This is a genomic window from Flavobacterium psychrotolerans (assembly GCF_003097635.1).
In the GTDB taxonomy this organism is placed as follows: Bacteria; Bacteroidota; Bacteroidia; order Flavobacteriales; family Flavobacteriaceae; genus Flavobacterium; species Flavobacterium psychrotolerans.
The window spans coordinates 171814-196879 of record NZ_QCZI01000004.1 but is presented as its reverse complement, the minus strand read 5'-3'; the positions used below and the strand labels follow the sequence as shown (position 1 = coordinate 196879).

The window sequence follows — 25066 nt, the reverse complement described above, 5'->3', positions numbered from 1 at the left end:
ATTTATTATTTTTTATGCAAATTAACATAACCTACCACTATGCCATTTTTTAACATTTTATCCCTTTTCTCCCGAAAGAATAGATTATTTACCCTCATTCTTTTTTGCTTTTTTGCCACAAAAAGTGGGAATGCCCAGAATTTGATTGCAGCAAATAATACTGGATTTGAAGGTACTGGTGGATTTCAAGCTAATGGTTATACCGATATTTCTCCAGGAACAAGCGGTTCAAGTTCTGACGGTAATTATGCCTTGACGGGAGATTCTGCACCAATGAATCCATTTAGTTTTAAAAGTGTAACCCCACATTCGGGGACAAAAATGATGGTTGTTGATGCAAATAATCAAATTTTCTGGCAAGGAAATCCTAATGTACAATTGACAGGTGGTACAACTTATACTTTTTCTTATTGGGTAGTAAATATTAATAAAAATGGTACTAGTAATGGAGCGTTTCCAAATCCAGTTATAAAATTTGAGGCTTTAGACCAGTGTGGTTGCACACCAGTTTTAAAATCTGGAAGTGCCACAGTAAACAACGGAGCTTGGCAACAGGTAGTTTATGAAATTACGCCTACTGGTACAGGTGCAAAATGGGTGCGTATTGAATTATCTGTTCCGGGTGCTTCAGCAAATGGTAATGATTTTGCTATTGATGATATATCACTAACAGGACCACCATTACCTTTAGCAATAAGTGCTTCTCATACCAATATTTCTTGTCCAGGTTTAACTGATGCGTCTATTTCAGCCTATGGTTTTGGTGGGGTAGAAGCCTATTCGTATACGCTTACCGATCCATTAGGTGTAACAACACCACCAAACGCAACAGGAATTTTTACCAATCTGTCTGCTGGATCCTATACTGTATCCGTTAAAGATAGTAATTTTCCAATAGGGAATAAAAGTACGGTAATACTAATAGATCCTGTATTAGATATGACCATAGCTGCAAGTACAGCTGCAAGTCCAGCACTTGTCCCTGCAACGAGTACGCAACCAATAAATACTACAATTTGTTCTGGTATTCCCATAACATTAAAGGCTAATAATATGTCCGGCTATACATGGACGGCAACTCCAGCTGACCCAACCCTAACGACTCCTAATGCTACTTCCGTTACTGTAACCCCAACTGTAAATACCGTTTATAAAGTTACTGCGAATGCCCCATCCGGAGCTTTAACCAATTTGATTTATAACGGAGATTTTGAAAAGGATACAGCAGGATTTTCTTCGAGTTATGCATATTATGCAACAAATGCTGGTTTTGCTAAAAGAGCGTATGGTGTGATTTCTAATCCGAATACTTGGGGGTCGGTTTATGATTCAGCCACAGATCATACGAATCCAGGAACCGGAAAAATGTTTGTTACGGATGGATCAACATTTCTGGGAGATAAAGTTTGGGGACAAAATTTAGCAGTAAAAGTGGGAATTTCATACGAATTTAAATATTATATAAGATCGATAACAACAGGAAAAGGCAATCCTGCAAGAATGCAGTTAAAGATAAATGGAGTTATTGTAAATAATTCGTCGGGATCTACAACCGATACCGCTCCTTTGAATACCGCAGACAGTTGGCTTGAATATAAACATACATGGTTGGCAACTTCTACAATAGCAACTGTAGAATTATATGACTTAGAGATTAATGGTGCCGGCAATGATTTTGGGTTGGATGATATAACCTTTATTCCTCTAGGAGTGAGTACATGTACTCCAATTAAAGAGATAACTGTTAATATTTCTTCTGGTACGTCAGATACAGCTTTTAGCTATCCAACCCCAGTATGTCAATCGGCAATTACCTTTACTCCAACAAAAACAAATCCAGCCACTTTTACACCCGGAGGAACTTGGAGTAAAACAGTGGGAGCGGGTACTTTATCTATAGATAGCAACACTGGAGTTATAAATCCTTCTTTGAGTACTGCTGGCACTTATACCATAAAATATGAAGTTTTTGCAGCTGCTTGCCAATCAGCTGGATCATCTACAACTTCAATTACTATAGATCCTATTCCAACAATTGCAACAACAACTCCCAACAATAGATGTGGTACTGGAACAGTTACATTAGGAGCAACGGCAAGTGCGGGAACGATTAATTGGTATGCTGCAGCCACTGGGGGAGTGTCTTTGGGAACGGGAACATCATTTGTTACACCAAGTATTGCTGTAAATACTACCTATTATGTAGATGCTACTGCTTTAGGGTGTACCACTTCAGCAAGAACAGCGGTTTTGGCAACCGTAAACACGATCCCAACAATTACGGGAACAACCCCCAGCAATAGATGCGGCACAGGAACAGTTACACTGGGAGCAACGGTAAGTGCGGGAACGATTAATTGGTATGCAGCCAGTATAGGCGGAGCGTCTTTGGGTACCGGAACATCGTTTGTCACGCCTAGTATTGCCACAACAACAACTTATTATGTAGATGCTACAGTGGGAACTTGTACCACTGCTGCAAGAACAGCTATCATTGCAACGATAAATCCAATATTAACCCCTTCTTTTACGGCTTGTGGGGCAACAACCACTTCTGTTCAGTTTACGTGGTTAGCCGTTACGGGTGCAACGGGTTATGATGTTTCCTATAAAGTAAATGCACTTCCGGCAGTAAATGTTGGTGCAATTGGCAATGTATTGACCTATGCAGTAACTCCGCTAGCCGCCGGGGACAATGTAGAAATTACAGTAACCCCAACAGGTGGAGCAGGGACTTGTTTCGTTTTCAATAAACAAATATGTACTGCTTCAAGTTGTGTTCCACCAACAATTACGGCAACAACTCCCAACAGTAGATGTGGAACCGGAACAGTTACTCTAGGAGCGGTGGCAAGTGCGGGAACGATTAATTGGTATGTAGCGGCTACAGGTGGAGTATCTTTGGGGACGGGAACATCGTTTGTTACACCAAGTATTTCTTCAAACACTACTTATTATGTAGATGCTACAGCTGGATGTACCACCACCGTGAGAACAGCGATTTTAGCAACTGTAAACACAATTCCAACAATTACGGGAACAACTCCCAACAATAGATGTGGAACCGGAACGGTTACACTGGGAGCAACAGCAAGTGCGGGAACTATTAATTGGTATGCAGCTAGTATAGGCGGAGTATCTTTGGGTACAGGAACATCGTTTGTCACTCCTAGTATTTCTTCAAACACCACTTATTATGTAGATGCTACAGTAGGAACTTGTATAACTGCTGCAAGGACAGCAGTTTTGGCAACTATAAACACAATCCCAACAATTACTGGAACAACTCCTGATAATAGATGTGGTACAGGAACAGTTACACTGGGAGCAACGGCAAGTGCGGGAACCATTAATTGGTATGCAGCGGCTGCAGGTGGAGTATCTTTGGGTACAGGAACATCATTTGTCACTCCTAGTATTTCTTCAAACACCACTTATTATGTAGATGCTACAGTAGGAACTTGTATCACTGCTGCAAGAACAGCGGTTTTGGCAACTATAAACACAATCCCAACAATTACGGGAACAACTCCCGACAATAGATGCGGTACTGGAACAGTTACACTAGGAGCAACGGCAAGTGCGGGAACCATTAATTGGTATGCAGTTGCTACAGGTGGAGTATCTTTGGGTACAGGAACATCGTTTGTCACTCCTAGTATTTCTTCAAACACCACTTATTATGTAGATGCTACAGTAGGAACTTGTATCACTGCTGCAAGAACAGCGATTTTGGCAACTGTAAACACAATCCCAACAATTACGGGAACAACTCCTAACAATAGATGTGGTACTGGAACAGTTACACTAGGAGCAACGGCAAGCGCGGGAACCATTAATTGGTATGCAGCTGCTTCAGGTGGAGTATCTTTAGGTACGGGCTCATCTTTTAATACCCAAAGTATTTCTTCAAATGCTACTTATTATGTAGATGCCACAGTAGGAACTTGTACCACTGCTGCAAGAACGGCGATTTTGGCTACAGTAAATAATACACCTTTATTAACAATTGGTTGTGATGCACTTGCAGTCACAGCCACTAGTGTCACTTTTACCTGGAATGCAATAGCGGGAGCAACAAGTTATGATTATAATTATGTAACAGCTGCGGGAGTTCCGGTTTCCGGATCGGTAGTAGCAGGTCCTACACCAACGCTTACCGTAAATGGTTTAACGCCTGGAGAAAATGTGGCTATATCAGTAATCCCCGTTGGAAGTTCTTGTCCTGTATGGGTGTTTGGAAACTGTGCTTCTCAAAACTGCCCTTCTCCAACTGTAGATGCAATTGCTAATATAACAGTTTGTGCTAATCAAACGGTAACAGTTCCAAGTTTTACAAGTACACCTGCGGGAGCAACATTTAAATGGGTGAGCAACAATGCTGCGATTGGTATTGCCTTAAGCGGGTCTGGAGATATTCTTTCGTTTATCGCCAAAAATGCAACAACTACTGTCCAAAAAGCCACAATTTCTGTAGCAGCAACAGATGCAGCAATTGGTTGTACGGGACCAACCTCAACATTTAATATTACTGTAAATCCATTGCCAACGGCTAGTATTTCTGGGACAAAATCAATTTGCTCCGGTACGGGAACTAATATAGTTTTTAACGGAACTCCAAGTTCCACCGTAACCTATACTATAAATGCAGGAGCGAACCAAACAATAGTTTTGGATGCGTTAGGAAATGCTACATTGGCAACGGGTAATTTAGCCACAGATACAGTTTACAGTTTGGTAAGCGTGCTGAATCCAGCAACCAATTGTGCTCAAAACCAGGCAGGAACGGCTACAATATCCATAAATCAATTGCCAACCGTAGTTATATCAGGAACTATAACAATTTGTTCAGGTAGCGGAGCGAATATAGATTTTGTTGGGACCCCAAATGCTACAGTTACCTATAAAATAAATGCAGGAGCAAACCAAATGATAGTTTTAGATGCATCAGGAAAAGCACAATTGGCTACGGGTAATTTAACTGCCGTTACATCATATAGTTTAGTAAGTGTGTTGGATTCAGCAACTACTTGCTCTCAAGTGCAGGCGGGGACGGTTACCATAGGAATAAATCCGTTACCAACTGTAATCATTTCAGGAACAACGACGATTTGTTCAGGAACTGGGGCGAACATTATTTTTTCAGGAACACCAGATGCAGTGGTAAGATACACAAAAGATGGCAACCCATTACTCTTAACGATTAAATTGGATGGATTAGGAAAAGCCACATTGGCAACTGGAAATTTAATCGCTACTACCGTTTATGATTTGGTGAGTGTGAGCGATGCTAATTTATGTTCTCAAACTCAAACGGGAACTGTAACCATAACTGTGAATTCAATTCCAACGGCAACAATTTCTGGCACAACGTCAATTTGTTCTGGTACAGGAACAAATATTACTTTTAATGGCACACCAAATGCCAAAGTAACTTATACTATAAATGCCGGTGCTAACAAAACGATAGTTTTAGATGCATCAGGAAGTGCGATATTGCCAACGGGTAATTTAGTTGCTGATGCAATTTATAATTTGGTAAGTGTGATTGATTCTTCATTGGCCTGTTCTCAAACTCTAGTGGGAAAGGCTACAATAACCATAAATCCACTACCAACTGCAACTATTTTGGGAACAATGGCTATTTGTTCAGGTACAGGAACAAATATTACTTTTACTGGAACTTCAAATGCCACGGTTACTTATAAGATTAATGCAGGTACAAACCAGACAATAGTATTGGATGCAACAGGAAATGCAACTTTGGCAACAGGAAATTTAATTGCCACTGCGGTTTATAGTTTGGTAAGTGTGCGGGATTTAATAACGACTTGTTCTCAAGCTCAAGCAGGAAATGCCACGATAACTATAAATCCATTACCAACAGTAACTATTTCAGGAACAACATCGATTTGTTCTGGTTCTGGAACGACTATTGTCTTTACAGGGACTCCTAATTCTACAGTCACTTACACTATCAATGCCGGCTTATACCAAACGTTACAATTGGATGGGGTAGGTAAGGCAATATTACCAACTGGAAATCTAATCGCTACCACCGTTTATGATTTGGTGAGTTTAACCAATAATACTACTTTATGTTATCAAACTCAAATAGGATCTGCTACTGTATCGATTAATCCATCACCAGTGGTGACAGCAACTCCAGCATCTCAAGTACTATGTTCTGGGGAACAAACGGGAATCTTGCTTACCAGCACCCTTGCCAATACAACATTTAGTTGGACAGTACTCTCTCAAATAGGCGCAACTGGCGCAACTGCAAATAGCGGTAGTGACATTTCACAAGTGTTAACCGCTACAGGAACCGCCTTAGGAAAGGTTACTTACAGTGTAGCATCAATTGCCAATGGCTGTTTTGGGAGTCCGATAACGGTTTCTATTGATGTTACTCCGTCGCCAAAAGCAACTGCAACACCAAATGCAAAATCGATTTGTTCAGGCGAGACAACCGCTATAGCCTTATCGAGCAGCACTGTTGGGACAACTTTTGATTGGAATGTAGTTCAAGTCAATGTGACTGGAGCGGTTGCAGGAACAGGCAGCACCATTGCACAGACGTTAAAGACTGTAATAAACAAACCAGGAGAAGTGGTCTACATTATTACACCAATCTTAAATGGTTGTCCAGGTTTACCAATATCTGTGGTGATTAAAGTGAATCCAATACCGGATGTCACAGCCAATCCAGCCCAAGAAACAATTTGTTCCGGGAATGCCACTTCAATCGCTTTGACTAGTAATGTTGTTGCTACAACCTTTGTTTGGTCGGTGACTCAAACGGGTGTAATTGGTGCGAATTCAGGAAACGGGAATATTATCGCTCAGACATTAAGTACGTCGGGTATCATTCCTGGGACGGTAGATTATACAATAACACCAGCGGTCAATGGTTGTTCTGGAATACCAATTACAGTAACAATTACGGTGAAGCCAACACCGGAAGTTTTCGGATCGGCGGGAACCACAATTTGTAGCGGAGAATCTCCTAAAGTCAATTTGTCACCTAATATAGTTGGAACGGTATTTAACTGGACAATAAACCCAACTGGCGTAATTGGAGCATCGGACGGAACAGGAGATACTATAGATCAAAATTTGGTGGCAGGAACAACTTTGGGAACAGTAATTTACACGGTAACGCCAACACTTAATGGTTGTACTGGAAAATCCATTAACATTGCCATAAAAGTAAACCCATCACCAGATCTTGCTATAGAAAATGGAGTTGTTTGTATCGAAACCACGGGAGTTGTAAAAAATGCCTATACTTTAACCACGAATTTAAGTGTTGCTACTTATGATTTTGAATGGTATTTGAATGGAGTACTTATTGATGGAGCCGTAAAAAATAGTTATGAAGCTCAATCAGCGGGAGACTATTCGGTAATTATAACACATAAAATAACGGGATGTATATCACAAGCTGCACATGCTACAGTTACAGAAACCAATCCAGTAAATTCATTAGTGGCCACTGTAACCGATGCTTTCACTCAAAATGCTACAATAACTGTGACTATGCCTACAGCCACAAATACATTCCTCTATAAAATGGATGATGGGGCTTTTCAGGATTCCAATATATTTACAGGAGTAAGTAGCGGAGTGCATACTATCACAGTAGTAGATACGGACGGTTGTACGGACTTAACTCAAGATTTGAGGGTTATAGATTATCCAAAATATTTTACTCCTAACGGAGATGGTTTTAATGATACTTGGAATATTGAGGGATTGAATGATCAATTGGATGCTAATATTTATATATACGATCGCTACGGAAAATTGGTTAAGGAAATCACCACCGCAGGGCAAGGATGGGATGGAACTCATAACGGACAAGCTTTGCCAGCAACGGATTATTGGTTTACGGTAAATTATTTGGAAACAAATGTCAATAAATTATTTAAATCGCATTTTTCATTAAAAAGGTAAATACTATTTTGATTCAAAAAAACAGCTTCCATTTTGGGAGCTATTTTTTTTAAATCAATTTGCGTATGTAGAAACCAATTTTCATCAATCAAATTCTACCCAACCGTAAAAATTATGTCATTTAATCATTAAATTAAGTCAACGGCAATTGAAGCAAATATTGTAGTAGATTCAAAAGTTTATTGGTATTAATCCCATATCCCCAAGTGGGTTTAATTGGTTTTTTGTAAATAGTAGTGCTATGGAGAGTCCGAAAAATAATGAAGCATTGTTATTCAATAAGTGAAAAGTTATTTTACCAACCCATAAAAACCATTCCGCTACCACAGAGGAATAGCGTTAAACCTCCCAAAGCATGTATGTATTTTTCCAGTTTCTCCGTTTTGAAAAATGAAATACTGTAATAGCCTAATACCACCATGGTAATCATAGTGAGTAATGTGAAGCTCGTGTAGACAATTATGAGTAGTGCCATTCCATGCCAGGAATGTTGTGCTGCTGGGAAAAATAATAGCGGAATCATGGGTTCGCAAGGCCCTAATAAAAAGATGATGAACATGACCCAAGGGGTCACTTTATGTCTTTCGGTTGATGAAACTGCTTGCCCATGTTGGTGTTCGTATACATACATATCGCCATCTTCGTAAGTGTCAAAATGTTTGTGGGATTTGTTTTTGTAGGCTCGAAGTACCCCCCAAATTCCATACACCAAACCAAAGAGCAACATGACCCAGCCTGCAATACCACCTCTCACGCTTTCAAGCCAGGAAATTTTTGATAAATTCCAACCAATAGCAGCGCCACCAAGTCCCAATAAAACAGAACTCCATACATGACCACAGCCACAAATGATGGTCCATGAAAGTGTTTTTGAAAAACTCCATCCTCTAGATTTTGATAAGGATATGAATGGCATATAGTGATCTGGTCCCGTAACTGTATGCAGACAGGCAATTGTGATGGCTGCAGTAATTAATATTTGGAACTCATGCATGGATATCCGTTTTTAATGTTGCTACTAATGAAGCAATATGTTTCAAACAATCGTACAATTGCTCTGCTTTATATCCCAATATCCTAACGATAATTCCGTTAGACGGAGTTGTAGAAACACCAAAATCAATTGCTATTTGCTGTTGTAGAAATTCATATATGGTATCAGTAAATTCATTTATAGGAATGGTTTCATGGATTATGATTAAACTCGCCTGATGGGTAAAACCTCCCAGATGTCCCATTGAATTAGGATCCATCAGCAAGGGCTGTATCAACACATTTTCTTTGATGATGAGTTTGTTGTTTAGGAATAGTTCCGTGCTGTTGTGATACTTTGAAAACGTAAAAACTTCTCCTTTCAATTTTCTGCCACAGGTTAGTATTTCGCCCCAAATAAGTTTACAATTGGTGCTGAGATAAATTTTATTCTTTGCCTTAAATATTGAATTCTCATGAGGAACTGATGGATGTGGCAAGTACGTAAATGAAGCATTGTCTTGCAAATGAACCTCCATAGTTTGTTTTGCACCTTTTACCATATTGAATAGTCGCTGATAGGATTGGGTATGCAATTGTAATACCCCGTTTTCAATGACATCAATTCTCATTTCGTATTCGTCTTCATCCAAAATACCTGGAGAGGAACTCATCAGCATTAAATGCAATTGCTTTGCAGTTTTATCTTCTGTTATGTTCATCACTTTAAATGGGGGCGAAAAATAGCAGTTTCCCAACTGGGTTAAGCCATTCCTTAATGTGGTTTGGATGTGCAGTTTTGCTTTCATCGCAATAATTTTGGTTCCTCCACTTCTTCCAATAAGGCATATTTTTGTATCCAACCGATAACGTCATCCAATCCTTGTAGACTCATCAAATTGGTAAATATAAAAGGGTTTCCATTCCGCATTTTTCTTGCATCACGTTCCATGACACCGAGATCGGCATTGACATAAGGCGCCAAATCAATTTTATTAATGACTAACAAATCACTTCTGGTAATTCCGGGTCCACCTTTACGAGGAATTTTATCGCCTTCGGCAACATCAATAACAAAAATGGTTACATCGGCTAAATCGGGGCTGAATGTAGCGGATAAATTATCACCACCACTTTCAATAAAGATAATTTGGATGTCAGCGAAACGTTCAGCCATTTCTTCCACAGCTTCTAAATTCATACTTGCATCTTCCCGAATAGCCGTGTGCGGACAGCCTCCAGTTTCCACTCCAATAATGCGTTCTTTGGGCAATAAACTGTTTTGCGTTAAAAACTCCGCATCCTCTTTAGTATAAATATCATTGGTAATAACGCCAAGGCTATAATCCTTTGCCAGCTTTCGGCTTAATCTTTCAATCAAAGCGGTTTTACCAGAACCAACGGGCCCGGCAACTCCAATTTTTATATAATTTCTTTCGATCATTTATAATTTAATAATTACTATTTATAATTAACTAGGACATGTATAATCTCGAATACAGTTTTTCGTGTTGCATGCTTTTGATGTCGAAACCGGAACAACATAAGCCAATCAAATCTTCATCCGGTATTAAAGTTTGTTGTGTTAATTCAGCGATTAAATCCTGAACAGAAAACAAAATCTCTTGTCCGCTTTGCTGACTTAAAGGCACCAACTTCACCGCATTGGTAACAAATCCTACCGCGGCATTGTAATAGAATCCACTCAAAGCGTCAGGTTTTGGAATGTTTAGCGCTTGGGAATACAAACCAAAAGCAATGCAGTAATGGCCAACTGCTTTTTGACTTTTTATTGCTTTCGCATAAGAATCAATCAATTCACTTTTATTCAAGGGTTGAAAAATCTTCATTAACCGGATGCCTAATTTATTGCTGGCTATTCGCATTTCTTTGGGAAGTTTTACCGCTGTACATTCGGCATCCAAAAAAAGTATTTTTTGCAAGTCATTTTTGCTTGCAGCTTCATAGACTAAGGAAACAAAAGCGGCATCGGTGTATTGTAAATTTTGTGATAACATTTGAACAACAAATTCTTTTGCACTTGCCGTATCCTTAACCAAACCTTGTTGGGTATACGTTTCCAAACCAGCCGAATGGGAAAATCCACCAATAGGCAAGTTAGGATCCGTTAAATGCAATAAAGAAAGTAAAGCCTTATTCATTGGTTGTAGTGAGCTTCATGATTTTAGAAAAGAGGGTTTCGTTACCACTGCTATGTGGTGTAACCGATGTTTTAAGTGGCTGTAGCAATTTGCGTTGTTCTTGTTTTACGATATAACCTTGAGCGGTTAATAATTGATATAAAGGCATTTCTGAAGGCACTAACAATTCCTCATTCTCAAAAAAGAGCGGTAAATGTTTGTTGCCAATTTCATAGCAAATGCTGGCCATTTCGAACATATTTTTTGGAGCAACGACTAAACATTCACATGGCAAAACTTCTATAGCGATAATCGTTTTTTCGTCTTCAAACAGGATATCGCCTTGTGTTAAAGACGGATTTTCTTGTAAAAATTTAAGAGCAACCTCCTGACCCGAGTTGGTTTTTTTTCTTTGAATCCGTTTATTGGTTTCAAACCATTGCAATGCAAGCCAATCAATGGTTTTATGATTGATAAGGTGTTTGTTGATATTGCCAATTTTTTGTTGAATAAGCATTACTGAATACTATAATTTTGTAACGGTATAAAAATTTTGGTCTAAAATAAAAAATACCGTTGTGTTAAGGGTAATTCTTTCATGGGTTCGCAAGTGATAACAACACCATCTACTTTTACTTTGTAGTTTTCTGGGTTTACCTCAATTTGTGGTGTGGCATCATTGTGAATCAAATCTTTCTTAGAAATGTTTCTGCAATTTTTCACGGGCAAAATCATTTTCTGCAAACCATAACCTTGTACCACATTTTTATCCAACGATAATTTAGAAACAAAGGTAGCGCAGGTATTGTATAAAGCTTTACCGCTTGCACCAAACATGTGTCGGTACATGACAGGCTGTGGAGTAGGGATAGAGGCATTCGGATCGCCCATTTTGGCAGCAATAATCATTCCTCCCTTAATCATCATTTCTGGTTTTACGCCAAACATAGCTGGTTTCCATAATACAATATCGGCTAATTTCCCAGCTTCAATAGATCCAACATATTCACTAATACCATGCGTAATGGCTGGATTGATAGTGTATTTAGAAACATATCTTTTTACTCGGAAATTATCATTGTCATGGCCTTTGTCTTCTTCCAATGCGCCACGTTGTACTTTCATTTTGTGGGCAGTTTGCCAAGTACGTGTAATGACTTCGGCTACTCGACCCATAGCTTGCGAATCAGAACTCATCATACTAAAAACCCCCATATCATGCAAAATATCTTCTGCCGCTATGGTTTCAGGGCGAATGCGACTGTCGGCAAACGCAACGTCTTCAGGTACATTTTTATCCAAGTGATGGCAAACCATTAGCATGTCCAAATGTTCATCAATCGTATTTACTGTAAATGGTCTTGTTGGATTGGTGGACGACGGCAACACATTAGGGTACATTGCTGCTTTGATAATATCAGGGGCATGACCACCCCCAGCACCTTCAGTATGGAAGGTATGGATTACGCGTCCATTGATGGCATTCATGGTGTCTTCTAAAAATCCACCTTCATTTAAAGTATCGGTATGAATGGCAATTTGGATGTCGTGTTTGTCGGCTATTTTAAGGGAAGCGTCTATAACAGCAGCCGTGCTTCCCCAGTCTTCATGGATTTTTAACCCCAAGGCACCCGCTTCAATTTGTTCTTCTAAAGGCTCAAGACTGGCACAATTCCCCTTGCCGAAAAATCCGAGGTTCATGGGATAGCCTTCGGCAGCTTCCATCATTTTTTGAATGTTCCAAGCTCCAGGTGTCACTGTTGTAGCATTAGTTCCATCTGCAGGTCCCGTTCCTCCTCCAATCATGGTGGTGATGCCGCTAAACAAAGCGTGATCGATTTGCTGCGGACAAATAAAATGGATGTGCGTATCAATACCGCCAGCCGTAGCAATTAATCCGGCACCGCCATGTACTTCGGTAGATGCACCTATAATCATATTTGGGGTAATACCATCCATAGTATCTGGATTGCCGGCTTTACCAATACCTACAATTTTTCCGTCTTTAATACCAATGTCGGCTTTCACAATGCCCCAATGATCCATAATCATGACACTAGTAATCACTAAATCCAACACCCCTTTAGCACGTGTGGCTCTGGCACTTTGCGCCATACCGTCTCGTATGGTTTTGCCTCCTCCAAACTTGGCTTCATCACCATAAACGGTATAGTCTTTTTCTATTTCTATAAACAATTCAGTATCACCCAAACGGACTTTGTCTCCCGTTGTAGGGCCATACATGTTGGCATATTTTATTCTGCTGATGCTTAAACTCATGGTTTGTTATTTTTGAATTGCGACACTTCCATTGACCAAATTATTGAATCCATAGATTTTCTTGGCTCCACCAAATTCTACTAACTCGACTTCTTTTTCTTCTCCGGGTTCAAACCGTACGGCAGTGGCAGCGGCAATATTCAATCGCATGCCTAAAGTCTTGCTTCTGTCAAATTGCATTTGGGAATTCACTTCAAAAAAGTGAAAGTGAGAGCCTATTTGTACAGGTCTGTCTCCTGTATTTGTTACTGCTATTTTTACGGTAGCACGACCAACATTCAGTTCAATGTTGTCTTCTTTTAAAATGTATTCTCCTGGAATCATAATCAATTTGGAATTAAATTAGGGATAGCTCCTTTATCGAATGGGGTCATGAACGGTTACCAACTTTGTACCGTCAGGAAAAGTACCTTCCACTTGGATGTCATGAATCATTTCGGCAATGCCTTCCATCACGTCTTTTTTGGTCAGTATGGTAGCTCCATACTGCATGAGTTCGGCCACCGATTTTCCATCACGAATGGCTTCCTGCAGCCGGGAACTAATTAATGCAATGGCTTCTGGATAATTCAATTTTAATCCTCTTGCTTTGCGCTTTTCAGCAAGTTCACCTGCAAGGTGCAGTAATAATTTTTCGGTTTCTCTAGGTGAAAGGTGCATGTAGTATACTATTTATTGTTTTATTTACTTTAAAAGTCTAAAAATAATAAAAAGTATACAATGATTATTCATTTGTTGGTGTTTTTTGACAGAATTTTTCAATTTTTAACGTTAAGTATTGTTTTTTAGGGGGGGGTAGTTTTTAATTTTAACATAATACTGCTGGTGAGCCGGGTGTTATTTGTGGTTGATTCCATTTAATTTCATTGTGAGTGTCTTTTTGTTCTTATCTTTTAATGCCAACTAAGTCAATATGTATAAGCTGAATTAGAAAATATTTAGAGTACAAAAAGGTAAGCTGCATTTTTATAATTATTAAATTCTTTCTTGGTTTTTAATTTAAGTTGGGATATTTTTTTTTGGATTATTCCACTTTTATATTTAGAATAGACTTAGCAATAAAAGACCTTTCAAGGTGCTGTTTTATTTAAAGTAATTGTGACTGAAAATGCTAAATTAACATTTTTTAAAAAATAAATATTTAATTCTTGGTAGTTTCGATTTTTAATATACCTTTGTCCTACGGAATTAGTCGAATTAAAAAATAATAATACATTATTAATCTACTCTATTTTGAAGAAGATCACAAACATATCCAATTTAATGATGCGACAATATACTGCGTTTGGTAACTCATGCCGAATGTGTTGTTGCTGTTAAGACTCTTCAATTATAATTTGTTATTTATTAGTAAAAATCAGATTCAAAGAAATTTAGGAATAAATTATTTTGATTTTATCTGAAAAAAATTCCACAAATCCATGTCAATATTCAGTATTAAATAAATATGGAGACGAACTTATTATAGTTCGCTTCTCAAAAAAAAGCAAGTTCGCTTTTTCATGATGTGTAATCAAAAAATAGTAATAATTAAAAATAAAAAAATGAAACGAATGTGTTGTAGGTAATAAAAAAAAGCCATTTCTGCTGGAACAGAAATGGCAGGCTTAAAAAAAAATGTTAATCTCTAAAAGGAAGTGAAAATTGAAATTCTCAGTTTTCAGCGTCCTTATTTATTAAACCAAAACAAAGTAATGAAAAAAAAATTAAATAGATACACATGGTTATGCATTTTGCTAATTTCAATAGGAATTAATGCTCAAGAAACCAAACCGCTTATCCAGTCAAAACTCGATGGAAAAGTAGTCGATCAAATAACAAATGAACCTATTATAGGGGCATCTATAACCATTAAAGGAACGACGCATTCAGTAACAACAGATGCAGAAGGGAAATTTTATTTCCAAACAGGGCAAAAATTCCCTTATACCTTGATAGTAAGTTATATTGGGTATAAAAAAACAGAAGTAATTGTAGATGGAAGTCCAACGATTATTAATTTGAAGCAAGATATCCAAGAACTCAACGAGTTAGTAGTTGTAGGTTATGGCTCTCAAAAAAGAAAGGATATTACAGGTGCCGTTTCCTCGGTTCCAAAAACAAACCTAAATCAAGTTACTTCTTCTGCAGACAATTTATTGAGAGGTGCCGTAGCAGGGGTTGTAGTTACTCAAAGTTCAGGACAACCTGGTGCCAGTTCTAGTGTTCGTATACGGGGAGGAAATTCTATTACGGCAGGTAACGAACCACTTTATGTCATAGACGGAGTATTGATTTATAATGACAATAACAATGGTACGGCTGGTGTGGTTAATGCCGGAGCAGGAGTTAACGTATTGTCAACCATTAACCCTAATGATATTGAGTCTGTTGAGGTGCTAAAAGATGCTTCAGCTACAGCGATTTATGGATCACGTGGTGCTAATGGTGTGGTACTTATTACTACTAAAAAAGGAACCAAAGGACAAGATATTATTTCGTTCCAGACGTATTATGGTACACAAAAAGTATCTAAAAAACTAGATCTTCTTAATGCTTCACAATGGGCTAGTTTGCGTAACGATGTTCAGGCAAGTATAGGGCAAACCCCTTCATTTTCTCCTGCTCAAATAGAAGCGCTTAAATCTTCAGGTGGTCATGACTGGCAATCGGCACTTTTTAGAAATGCTCCAGTTCAAAATCACCAATTGACCTTTTCGGGTGGTGATGATCGTTCTCGATATGCAGTTTCTACAGCCCTTTTTGATCAGAAAGGAATCGTGATTGGATCTGACTTCAAACGAATTTCGCTGCGCGCCAATTACGAAAGAAATTATTCTCAAAACTTTAAATTTGGAATAAATACCAATTACACTAATTCAGTAGCAAATGGTGTAGGGTCTAATGGCGGTGCAGCAGCCGGCAGACAACCGAATCCTATTGTTGTTGCCTTGTTAACGGCTCCAGTAGTTCCTATTAAAAATGCTGACGGAAGTTATAATGTAACCCAAAACCCTTATGCAACCTCTGTGAATGGTTATGTATCCAATCCAATTAATGATTTGGAAAACACCATTAATGAGACCAAAATTAATAGAATTTTGACTAGCTTGTTTGGTGAATATAAAATTAACAAAGAAATTACGGCTAAAGTTGCTGTTAGTGGAGATGTGATTAATACCAAACAAAATTATTTTGCACCAGCCAATACCACAAATGGAGCTGCAACTAAAGGATTAGCTTCCGTTGGTAACAGATCGGTAAGTTCGGTATTGAATGAAAATACCTTGAATTACAATACCCGTTTTGGAAACGACCACAAGTTTTCTGCTTTGGCAGGATATACGCTTCAATATACACAAGGAGAGGTGGTTAATGCAGGAGCCAATACTTTTGTAAATGATGTCAATACTTTTAACGCTTTGCAAGACGGTGTGGCTGTGAAACCTTACAGTGATGCTTTCGAAAGCGTGTTGAAATCATGGCTGGCCAGAGCAAATTATTCTTATAAAGGACGATACAATCTTACCGTGTCAGCACGTGCCGATGGTTCTTCAAGATTTGGTTCAAAATCACTTTGGGGATATTTCCCGTCAGCAGGTTTTTCTTGGAACATTACCGAAGAAGATTTTGCTAAAAACATAAAGGGTGTCGATGATATTAAATTGAGATTAAGCGCAGGAACAACAGGAAATCAAGAAATTGGAAATTACCTTTCCTTGGCTTCAATAGGTTCTGTTAATTATAGTTTTGGTGGTGTGATACAAACAGGATTGGTTCCCACTCGTTTGGCAAATCCGGATTTGAGATGGGAAAAAACCACTCAATATAATGTTGGTTTAGACTTGTCATTATTGGATAGAAAAGTAAATTTCGTTTTTGATGCTTACTACAAAAAAACAAACGATTTACTTATAAATGTACCTGTTCCATTGACTTCAGGATTTGCCACCGTTCTTCAAAACATTGGAGGTGTTGAGAATAAAGGGATTGAAATTGGTTTAATAACAGAAAACATAAAAACAGAAAATTTCTCTTGGAATTCGAACCTTGTGTTTTCAGCCAATAAAAATAAAGTGGTTGAAATTGGAAATGGTGTTAATCAATTTTTTCCGGTAGTTCCAAACGGTTCTTTGTTGCAACAACAACCTGTGACCGTAAAAGTGGGAGAGCCTCTTGGTACTTTTTGGGGATACAAAACCAATGGTATTTTTCAAACCCAAGAAGAAATCAATACCCAACCTAAAATAAACAGTCTTGCCAATACAAAAGTAGGAGACAGAAAGTATGTGGACACTAATGGAGACGGAATCATCTCGGCTGCCGACAAAGGTAGTCTAGGAAGTTCACAACCTAAATTTGTTGGAAGTTTCAGTAACACGATTTCGTATGATAACTTCGATTTGAATGTTTCTTTCCAGGGGTCTTATGGAGGTAAAATATTTAACGCCTTGAACCAACAATTAGAAATTTCTACACTTGGAACGAATGCCGCTGCTACTTTGGAAGACCGTTGGACTGCTACCAATCCAAGCAATGAAATACCTAGAGCGTCAAGTTCACCTTTGGGAATTGTTTCAGAACGCTACGTGGAAGACGCATCCTTTTTGAGATTAAAACAGATTACTTTAGGCTACACATTGCCTAAAAGTCTTTCTTCAAAAATAGGAACGAAGAGCATCAAATTATATGTATCTGCCGAAAACTTGATTACCTGGACTAAATATACGGGCTACGATCCAGAGGTAAGTTCTTATGAACAAAATAATTTATATCCCGGAATTGACTTTGGTGCTTATCCAAATTCTAAAACATTCATCTCGGGGTTGAACGTAACTTTCTAAGTAAAATTTAAAAAAAAATGAAAAAAATAATCACATTCCTATTAAGTGCCACTCTATTAGTTTCGTGCACCGAATTAGAGGTAACGCCTACCTCTTTTATTACCAAAGATAAGTTCTTCAAAACGCAGGATGATGCTGTTGCCAGTGTTACGGCAGTCTATGCTTCTTTGAATATTGAACCAGGCGAACAAAGTCTATTTGGGAGAAATTTATATTTCCTTACCGATATGGCTTCTGATTATGCAGCTGCTGGAGTTTCTGCAACGAATCCTCAAGTTAGGGCATTGAGTAGTTTGACTCACGATGCCACTTCAGATCGTGTGCAATTGGCTTGGCGCCAAATTTATAACGGAATCAACAGAGCCAATGTGGCGATTGACAATATCCCAAATGTGCAAGGTACTGATGCTGTCAAAACCAGATTGATCAATGAAGCCAAATTCATTAGAGGTCTGTTGTACTTTCAAGCAGTTCGTCTTTGGGGTGGAGTTCCATTGGTATTGCACGAACCTACTTCCATCAATGTGGAAAGTCTAAAATCAAAAAGAGCGACCGTAGACGAGGTTTACACACAAATTATTTTGGACTTGAAGGATGCTGAAGCTTTGCCATCGACCTATACGGGAGCGAATGTAGGTCGTGCTACTTCGGGAGCCGCAAAAGCTATTTTGGCCAAAGTATATTTGACCAGAAAAGATTGGCCAAATGCTATCCTAAAAGCGAAGGAAGTTATTAATGGTGGTTACGGATATGCACTTTTCGAGAATTTCGCTGACGTGTTCAATAAAACGAAGAAGAACGGAAAAGAACACATTTTTTCGGTTCAATTCGAGCCGAACCAAGCATCCAACGGGTCAAGCGGAAGTACTTTTCAGGCTACCTCTTTTACAGGATTTACTGCCACGGAACCAGCAGATATTATTTCGGACGTAACCTTGTTTTATAACATCTATGCAACAGGAGATGTCAGAAGAGACGTGAGTTATACCAAACAATTATTGAATCCTGCCACCGGAACACTTTATACTTTTCCAAAACCGATTTTTAGTAAATATCTTGACGTTACTAATTTGGCTTCGCCACAAAATGTGGCTATTAATTTTCCAATTATTCGTTATGCCGACGTTCTATTGTCTTTAGCAGAAGCGATTAACGAGAAAGACGGAGCAACTGCAGAGGCTTTGGAATTGGTAAATCAAGTAAGAAGAAGAGCTTTTGCCAAACCAATCAATACGCTGGATGTAACAGTAGATTTGGCAGGACTTACCGATGTTCAATTGAGGGAAGCCATTCGAGAAGAGCGCAAAAAAGAATTTGTTCAAGAAGGACAACGTTGGTATGACTTGGTTCGTTGGGGAACTTTGGTTACCGAAGTAAAAAAAGTAACTGCAAAAAACACGGTTTCAGAACGTAACAATTTGTATCCAATTCCTCAAAGTGAGCGAAATATTGACCCAGTTGGGTTACAACAAAATCCAGGTTATTAATTTATAAAAAGATAAAAAATGAAAAATTTTAAAAAAAATGAAAAATTAAAAAGTCCTAAAAAAGGGCTTTTACTTACCGCTTTGCTGGTTGCTCAATTTGGTTTTTCCCAAAACAAACCTGATGCTAACTACAAAGGCGTTATTGGTAAAACTTTGGCCGAATCTAAAGAATATTGGCCAGAACCCGTAAAAGCTCCCGCTGGAGCACCCAATATTGTTTGGATTTTGCTGGATGATGTGGGATTCGGGGCTAGTAGTGCTTTTGGTGGCTTGATACAAACCCCAACTTTTGACGCTTTGGCCAATAATGGGTTGCGATACACCAATTTTCACACCACAGCCATTTGTGCACCAACTCGAGCCGCATTATTGACGGGAAGGAATTCAGGAAAAGTACACGTTAGTGGTTTTTCGCATACTATTTTATCGGCAGGTTTCCCGGGTTGGGATGGAAGAATTCCATCGGACAAAGGAACTGTTGCCGAAATCTTGAGAGACAACGGATATAATACTTTTGCCGTGGGTAAATATGGAGTAACTCCCGATGAAGACGCCACCGATGCTGGACCATTTGACCGTTGGCCAACCGGAAAAGGATTCGATCATTTCTTTGGTTTCTTGGGATCGCAAACCGATCAATACAATCCAGATTTGATAGAAGACCAAGCCCACGTAAAACCAGACGGACGCCATTTAACCGATCAAATTACCGATAAAGCTATTGGTTATATTACCAAACAACAAAAGGCAGCACCAGGAAAACCATTCTTTTTGTATTATGCACCGGGAGCTGTTCACGCACCACATCAAGTAGCACAAGAGTGGAGTGACCAGTACAAAGGAAAATTTGATGAGGGCTGGGATGTATACCGCGAAAAAGTATTGGCCAACCAAAAGAAATTGGGAGTAATTCCTGCTAATGCGATATTGCCGGAACGCAATCCGCTCATTACGGAATGGAAAAAACTAACACCAGACCAAAAGAAAGTGTATGCTAGATTCATGGAAGTGTATGCGGGATACCTGACTTATACGGATCACGCCATCGGAAGAGTCGTGAATTATTTGAAAGAGACCAATCAATTGGACAACACCTTGATTTTTGTTGCCATTGGTGATAATGGAGCCAGCAAAGAAGGAACTTTGCAAGGTACAATTAGCCAAAATCTTTTTGCCCAAGGCGTGTCTGATGAGCAAAATCTTCAGGATAATTTGAGTAAAATAGGAGAAATTGGTACAGCCAAAGGCCTAAATACTAATTTTCCTTTAGGTTGGGCACAAGCCACCAATGCCCCTTTCAAAAATTGGAAACAAGATGCACATTCAGAGGGAGGAACGCGCAATCCATTGATTATTCATTATCCAAAAGGGATCAAGGAAAAAGGAGGGATTAGAAACCAATACAGTCACGTGACGGACATTCTTCCTACCACATTGGAAATAGCAGGAATCAAAGCCCCAGAATTTATTCGTGAAATCAAACAAGATAAAATTCAAGGCTCTTCTTTGTATGCTTCGCTAAATGATGCCAAAGCCGAATCATTGCACAAAGTACAATACTATTATATTTTCGGAAACAGAGCCATTTACAAAGATGGTTGGAAAGCTGCTGCGGCGCATCTTCCGGATTCTTTTGCTGTAAAAAAATCATTAGGCAAGAACGAAGTGCCAGTGGCTAGTAATTTTGACAAAGATGTTTGGGAATTGTACAACTTGAACGAAGATTTTAACGAGCGCAATAACTTGGCTAAAAAGTATCCTGAAAAATTGGAAGAACTTAAAAAATTGTTTGACGAACAAGCCAAAGAGAACAATCTTTATCCCTTAATCGATTGGCAAGATGTGTATGGCAGAAGAATTCACAACACCGCAACAAATAAAGGTAAAAACCTTCAAGATCTGATTCAACAAGTAACAAAACCTGGAGAAACTCATTAATGAAAATTTAGAATTCAGGTCTTTTTTTTAACATAAAAGACCTGATTCTTTTAAAATATAATATATATGAAACTAATAGATTTTCAAATAATAGGAAAAAAAATTGTCGTTGGGATAATCATTTTTTTGGTTCCGCTAATCATTTTGGCAGGAAGTTTAACATTAGTAAATCAAATTTTAAGATAAGAAATTATGCAAATAGATCCAAGTTTAAAAATTAAAATAATAAAAGATATCAGCGTGAGTCTTTTAATTTATTCCTTGCCAGTATTGGCCATTTACCTCTATTTTAAGTTCAATGATGGGGCATTGTTAGAAAGTCATGTAAGTTTGCCACCTTTCTTAAAAATTGTACAACCGGCTTTTGAGCATCTTAAAACCTGGGGATTAACAGCCGTTTTACTAGGTTTAGGTGTAATTGAATTCATCTTTGGTCTTTATGATAACAAATGGACATCTAGCGAGCGTAAAGTCGACATTGTTTGTTTTTTGGCCCCCAAATTACTTTTACCACCCATAATTGCCTTCTTTAGTTTGAAAATATTGCCTTTAGTTGTTCCCAATTTTGAAAACGCACTTTCATGGGTTCCTTTTTGGGGAGGCTTTTTTCTAATTGCCATTGCCGATGATTTGACCCAATATTGGTACCACCGTTTGCATCACCAACTTCCTTTTTTATGGTTGTTTCATAGAACTCATCATTCAGCTCCATATATGGGGATGGCGATGGCTTCTCGCCAAAATTTTATATATACAGTATTATTTTCCCAGATTTATCTAACGGCTACGTTGGCTTATTTTGGCTTGGGATTGCCGGCTTTATTTGTGACTGTTTTAAAAAGCATTATCACTTTATCGGCACATTCGAGCATAGCTTGGGACAAACCATTTTACAAATACAAAGTTTTGCATCCAGTTGCTTGGGTTTTAGAGAGAGTAATTTCGACACCAGCCACACACCATGCGCATCATGCAGACACAACTGGAGATGGAGTAGGGAATTACAAAGGAAATTTTGGAAACATGTTTTTTATCTGGGACATTATATTTCATACTGGAATAATTACACGTCAATTTCCAAAAACTTACGGATCAAAATCATACAAACAAGAAGAATGGTATGCTCAATTGCTTTGGCCAATATTCAAATCCAGCAAGGAAGGAAGTCCATTGGCTAGAAGATAATGGAGTATTGGGTAGAGTCTCCATAACAACCTAACTTTTTAAATCATAAAAGATGAAAAATTTTCTAAAAAATAGTATCGCAATGCTAGCCTTGTTTATAACAGTTGGCGCTTTTGCCCAAACCCCAAATGCATTCACATTGCACTTGGATGCTTTTTATGCCAAAATAAAAAGCCAAAAAAATCCACAGATTATTGATGCTCGAAGCCCCGAAGAGTTTGCGTTGAACCATATTGATGGAGCACTTAATTTTTACTTACAAACGGAGAATTATGCCAAATATGTAGCGGCATTGGACCAATCAAAACCAGTATTTATTTATTCGATTGGAGCAGGAAGAAGTGGTGAATTAGCCAAAGAATTGTTGAAAAACGGTTTTTCGAATGTACACGATTTAGAAGGAGGGATTGCCGCTTGGATAGGGGGAGGAAAGCCTTTTTACACCAATTTGAAAAGCAAATTATCCTTAGAGGAATACCAAAAAATCATAGCTGACAACAACATTGTTTTGGTCGATATAGGTTCTCGCTATTGTGGGGCTTGTAAAAAAGTGAAACCTGTTTTGGAAACCATCAGGGCTCAATATGGAATCAATTTAAAAATAGTGGAAATTGATTTGGAAGAAAGTCCGCAGGTGATAGCCGATTTGAAAACAGTTAATGTATTCCCTACCTTGATTTTATACCAAAAAGGTAAAATTGCTTTCAAAAAAGACGGTTTGGGAGATTTGAATAAAGACGTTGATTTGGCTTTAGTCCCAAAATAATACTTTAATTGCCAGAGTCTTTTATAGTTTTTTGCCCGAAAAGGGATTTCATATTGTGGTGATATGGAGTCCCTTTTTTATTTTATGTCTGTTTTTAAATGTGACAGTTGTATATTTTTTTTAAAAAAAATAGTGGTGTTAATTCATTGTATTTTAGTTTTTTAAATGGTGTAATGATTTTGATTTCTATATGGAATTAAAAAAACAGAAACCAAAATTTGGTAGTTCGTATTTTTAACATATATTTGTTCTATAAAATTAATAGAGTTAATAAGTTTAAAAATGTCTAAAGCTTTCCTTTTTTGCATTGAATTTTAAAACATTAATCCCGTTAAAGGAGATTAAAATCAATACTTGAATAAATGAACCTAAAAATAATTAGTTTAATTGTTGCCTTTATTTTGTCTAGTTTATATTCCGCTTTTGGTCAGGAAAAAAAGGTTTTAGTTGCTGCTACTACAACCAGCTGTGAAGCGATGTGCAAGGCTAATACTTCCAAAAAAGCCTTGTTGTTGCAATCCATTGGGAAAAAATCCAAAGAAAATTCGACTACTTCAAACAATGAAATGGTTTGGATTTCGGGAGGGGAGTTTAGTATGGGAACCAACGATTATCCCGATGCAAAACCCGTTCACAAAGTGAGTGTCAAAGGCTATTGGATGGACGAACACGAGGTAACAAATGCCCAGTTTGCCGCTTTTGTGAAGGCAACCAATTATATAACCATCGCTGAAAGACCATTGGATGCAAAGGATTATCCGGGTGTTCCGCTGGAAAATCTTGTGCCGGGTTCGGCAGTATTTGTGCCGCCAACAGAGAAAGTGGCATTGGACAACATCCAGCAATGGTGGCAATACGTTCCGGGAGCGAGTTGGCAACATCCGTCAGGACCGGAAAGTAGTATTGTGGGACTCGAAAATAATCCTGTTGTGCAAGTTAGTTATTTGGATGCCAAGGCTTATGCCGAATGGGCAGGAAAACGATTGCCAACCGAGGCGGAGTGGGAGTTTGCCGCCAGAGCGGGAAGACCGCATACCAAATATTATTGGGGAACGGAATTGAAACCCAACGGTAAATGGGTGGCGAATATTTTTCAAGGAACTTTCCCAAACAACAACACGGCCGAAGACGGTTTTGCAGCCGCAGCTCCAGTCAAATCTTTTCCGAAAAACCCTTTTGGAATCTATGATTTGGAAGGCAATGTATGGGAATGGTGCAGCGATTTATACCGAGACGATTATTATAAAGATAGTACTAGTGATAATCCAGCAGGTCCTTCAACCAGCAAGGATCCCGAAGAACCGGGAGTGGAAAAACACGTTCAAAGAGGTGGTTCCTATTTGTGCAGCGACCAATATTGCATTCGCTACGTGGCAGGAAGTCGCGGCAAAGGAGAAACGACAAGTGCCTGCAGTCATTTGGGATTTAGATGCGTGAAAGATTGAAAATTTAACTATTGGAGGTAAAACAACAGTCAGACTTTTTTAAACACAATCATTTAATCGTTCAATTTTT

At 38.5% G+C, this 25066-nt stretch carries 15 protein-coding genes; 7 read left to right on the top strand and 8 right to left on the bottom strand.

Features of this window, described 5'->3' with window-relative positions; all coding sequences use genetic code 11:
- Positions 1 to 39 precede the first annotated feature (39 nt).
- Positions 40 to 7959 carry an Ig-like domain-containing protein gene (locus DB895_RS04840; protein WP_116724231.1) on the top strand — a complete coding sequence of 2640 codons (7920 nt, stop codon included), beginning with the start codon at positions 40 to 42 and terminating at the stop codon, positions 7957 to 7959.
- Between the two features lie 295 nt (positions 7960 to 8254).
- Here the strand turns inward: DB895_RS04840 and DB895_RS04835 are convergent, their stop codons facing one another.
- Genes DB895_RS04835 through ureA form a run of 8 tightly spaced genes read right to left on the bottom strand, consistent with a single transcriptional unit; the run spans position 8255 to position 14012 of the window.
- Entirely contained in the window at positions 8255 to 8953 is a 699-nt protein-coding gene (locus DB895_RS04835; RefSeq protein ID WP_116724230.1) for a sulfite exporter TauE/SafE family protein, read from the bottom strand.
- On the bottom strand, positions 8946 to 9740 hold the full coding sequence (locus DB895_RS04830; protein ID WP_116724229.1) for an urease accessory protein UreD: 795 nt from the start codon (positions 9738 to 9740) through the stop codon (positions 8946 to 8948). The genes DB895_RS04835 and DB895_RS04830 overlap by 8 nt, the downstream gene beginning before the upstream one ends.
- Positions 9737 to 10375 carry an urease accessory protein UreG gene (gene ureG, locus DB895_RS04825; protein WP_116724228.1) on the bottom strand — a complete coding sequence of 213 codons (639 nt, stop codon included), beginning with the start codon at positions 10373 to 10375 and terminating at the stop codon, positions 9737 to 9739. The genes DB895_RS04830 and ureG overlap by 4 nt, the downstream gene beginning before the upstream one ends.
- A gap of 31 nt (positions 10376 to 10406) precedes the next feature.
- Positions 10407 to 11093, bottom strand: coding sequence for an urease accessory protein UreF (locus DB895_RS04820; protein WP_116724227.1), 687 nt, complete (start codon positions 11091 to 11093; stop codon positions 10407 to 10409).
- On the bottom strand, positions 11086 to 11589 hold the full coding sequence (gene ureE, locus DB895_RS04815) for an urease accessory protein UreE (protein ID WP_116724226.1): 504 nt from the start codon (positions 11587 to 11589) through the stop codon (positions 11086 to 11088). The genes DB895_RS04820 and ureE overlap by 8 nt, the downstream gene beginning before the upstream one ends.
- Positions 11590 to 11630: 41 nt before the next feature.
- Positions 11631 to 13352 (bottom strand): urease subunit alpha, encoded by a 1722-nt coding sequence (gene ureC, locus DB895_RS04810; protein WP_116724225.1) that lies wholly within the window; start codon positions 13350 to 13352, stop codon positions 11631 to 11633.
- A 6-nt stretch (positions 13353 to 13358) separates the two neighbouring features.
- Positions 13359 to 13676 carry an urease subunit beta gene (ureB, locus tag DB895_RS04805; protein ID WP_116724224.1) on the bottom strand — a complete coding sequence of 106 codons (318 nt, stop codon included), beginning with the start codon at positions 13674 to 13676 and terminating at the stop codon, positions 13359 to 13361.
- Positions 13677 to 13709: 33 nt separating this feature from the next.
- Positions 13710 to 14012, bottom strand: a complete 303-nt coding sequence (gene ureA / locus DB895_RS04800; RefSeq protein ID WP_116724223.1) for an urease subunit gamma — start codon at positions 14010 to 14012, stop codon at positions 13710 to 13712.
- 1034 nt (positions 14013 to 15046) lie between these two features.
- On the opposite strand from ureA, the gene DB895_RS04795 reads away from it, so the two are divergent.
- From DB895_RS04795 to DB895_RS04770, 6 genes are all read left to right on the top strand, one after another.
- On the top strand, positions 15047 to 18175 hold the full coding sequence (locus DB895_RS04795) for a SusC/RagA family TonB-linked outer membrane protein (protein WP_116724222.1): 3129 nt from the start codon (positions 15047 to 15049) through the stop codon (positions 18173 to 18175).
- A gap of 17 nt (positions 18176 to 18192) precedes the next feature.
- Complete coding sequence (locus DB895_RS04790; RefSeq protein WP_116724221.1) at positions 18193 to 19662, top strand: RagB/SusD family nutrient uptake outer membrane protein; 1470 nt, start codon at positions 18193 to 18195, stop codon at positions 19660 to 19662.
- 18 nt (positions 19663 to 19680) lie between these two features.
- Positions 19681 to 21600 carry an arylsulfatase gene (locus DB895_RS04785; RefSeq protein WP_116724220.1) on the top strand — a complete coding sequence of 640 codons (1920 nt, stop codon included), beginning with the start codon at positions 19681 to 19683 and terminating at the stop codon, positions 21598 to 21600.
- A gap of 192 nt (positions 21601 to 21792) precedes the next feature.
- Positions 21793 to 22785 (top strand): sterol desaturase family protein, encoded by a 993-nt coding sequence (locus tag DB895_RS04780; RefSeq protein ID WP_116724219.1) that lies wholly within the window; start codon positions 21793 to 21795, stop codon positions 22783 to 22785.
- Positions 22786 to 22837: 52 nt separating this feature from the next.
- Positions 22838 to 23551 (top strand): rhodanese-like domain-containing protein, encoded by a 714-nt coding sequence (locus tag DB895_RS04775; protein ID WP_116724218.1) that lies wholly within the window; start codon positions 22838 to 22840, stop codon positions 23549 to 23551.
- A 362-nt stretch (positions 23552 to 23913) separates the two neighbouring features.
- A complete protein-coding gene (locus DB895_RS04770; RefSeq protein WP_116724217.1) occupies positions 23914 to 24996 on the top strand; it encodes a formylglycine-generating enzyme family protein in 1083 nt (360 codons plus the stop codon).
- Positions 24997 to 25066: the final 70 nt, after the last annotated feature.

Coding starts and splice junctions, on each gene's coding strand:
- DB895_RS04840 (WP_116724231.1), top strand. CDS start 40: ATGCCATTTTTTAACATTTTATCCCTTTTCTCCCGAAAGAATAGATTA.
- DB895_RS04835 (WP_116724230.1), bottom strand. CDS start 8,953: ATGCATGAGTTCCAAATATTAATTACTGCAGCCATCACAATTGCCTGT.
- DB895_RS04830 (WP_116724229.1), bottom strand. CDS start 9,740: ATGAAAGCAAAACTGCACATCCAAACCACATTAAGGAATGGCTTAACC.
- ureG (WP_116724228.1), bottom strand. CDS start 10,375: ATGATCGAAAGAAATTATATAAAAATTGGAGTTGCCGGGCCCGTTGGT.
- DB895_RS04820 (WP_116724227.1), bottom strand. CDS start 11,093: ATGAATAAGGCTTTACTTTCTTTATTGCATTTAACGGATCCTAACTTG.
- ureE (WP_116724226.1), bottom strand. CDS start 11,589: ATGCTTATTCAACAAAAAATTGGCAATATCAACAAACACCTTATCAAT.
- ureC (WP_116724225.1), bottom strand. CDS start 13,352: ATGAGTTTAAGCATCAGCAGAATAAAATATGCCAACATGTATGGCCCT.
- ureB (WP_116724224.1), bottom strand. CDS start 13,676: ATGATTCCAGGAGAATACATTTTAAAAGAAGACAACATTGAACTGAAT.
- ureA (WP_116724223.1), bottom strand. CDS start 14,012: ATGCACCTTTCACCTAGAGAAACCGAAAAATTATTACTGCACCTTGCA.
- DB895_RS04795 (WP_116724222.1), top strand. CDS start 15,047: ATGAAAAAAAAATTAAATAGATACACATGGTTATGCATTTTGCTAATT.
- DB895_RS04790 (WP_116724221.1), top strand. CDS start 18,193: ATGAAAAAAATAATCACATTCCTATTAAGTGCCACTCTATTAGTTTCG.
- DB895_RS04785 (WP_116724220.1), top strand. CDS start 19,681: ATGAAAAATTTTAAAAAAAATGAAAAATTAAAAAGTCCTAAAAAAGGG.
- DB895_RS04780 (WP_116724219.1), top strand. CDS start 21,793: ATGCAAATAGATCCAAGTTTAAAAATTAAAATAATAAAAGATATCAGC.
- DB895_RS04775 (WP_116724218.1), top strand. CDS start 22,838: ATGAAAAATTTTCTAAAAAATAGTATCGCAATGCTAGCCTTGTTTATA.
- DB895_RS04770 (WP_116724217.1), top strand. CDS start 23,914: ATGAACCTAAAAATAATTAGTTTAATTGTTGCCTTTATTTTGTCTAGT.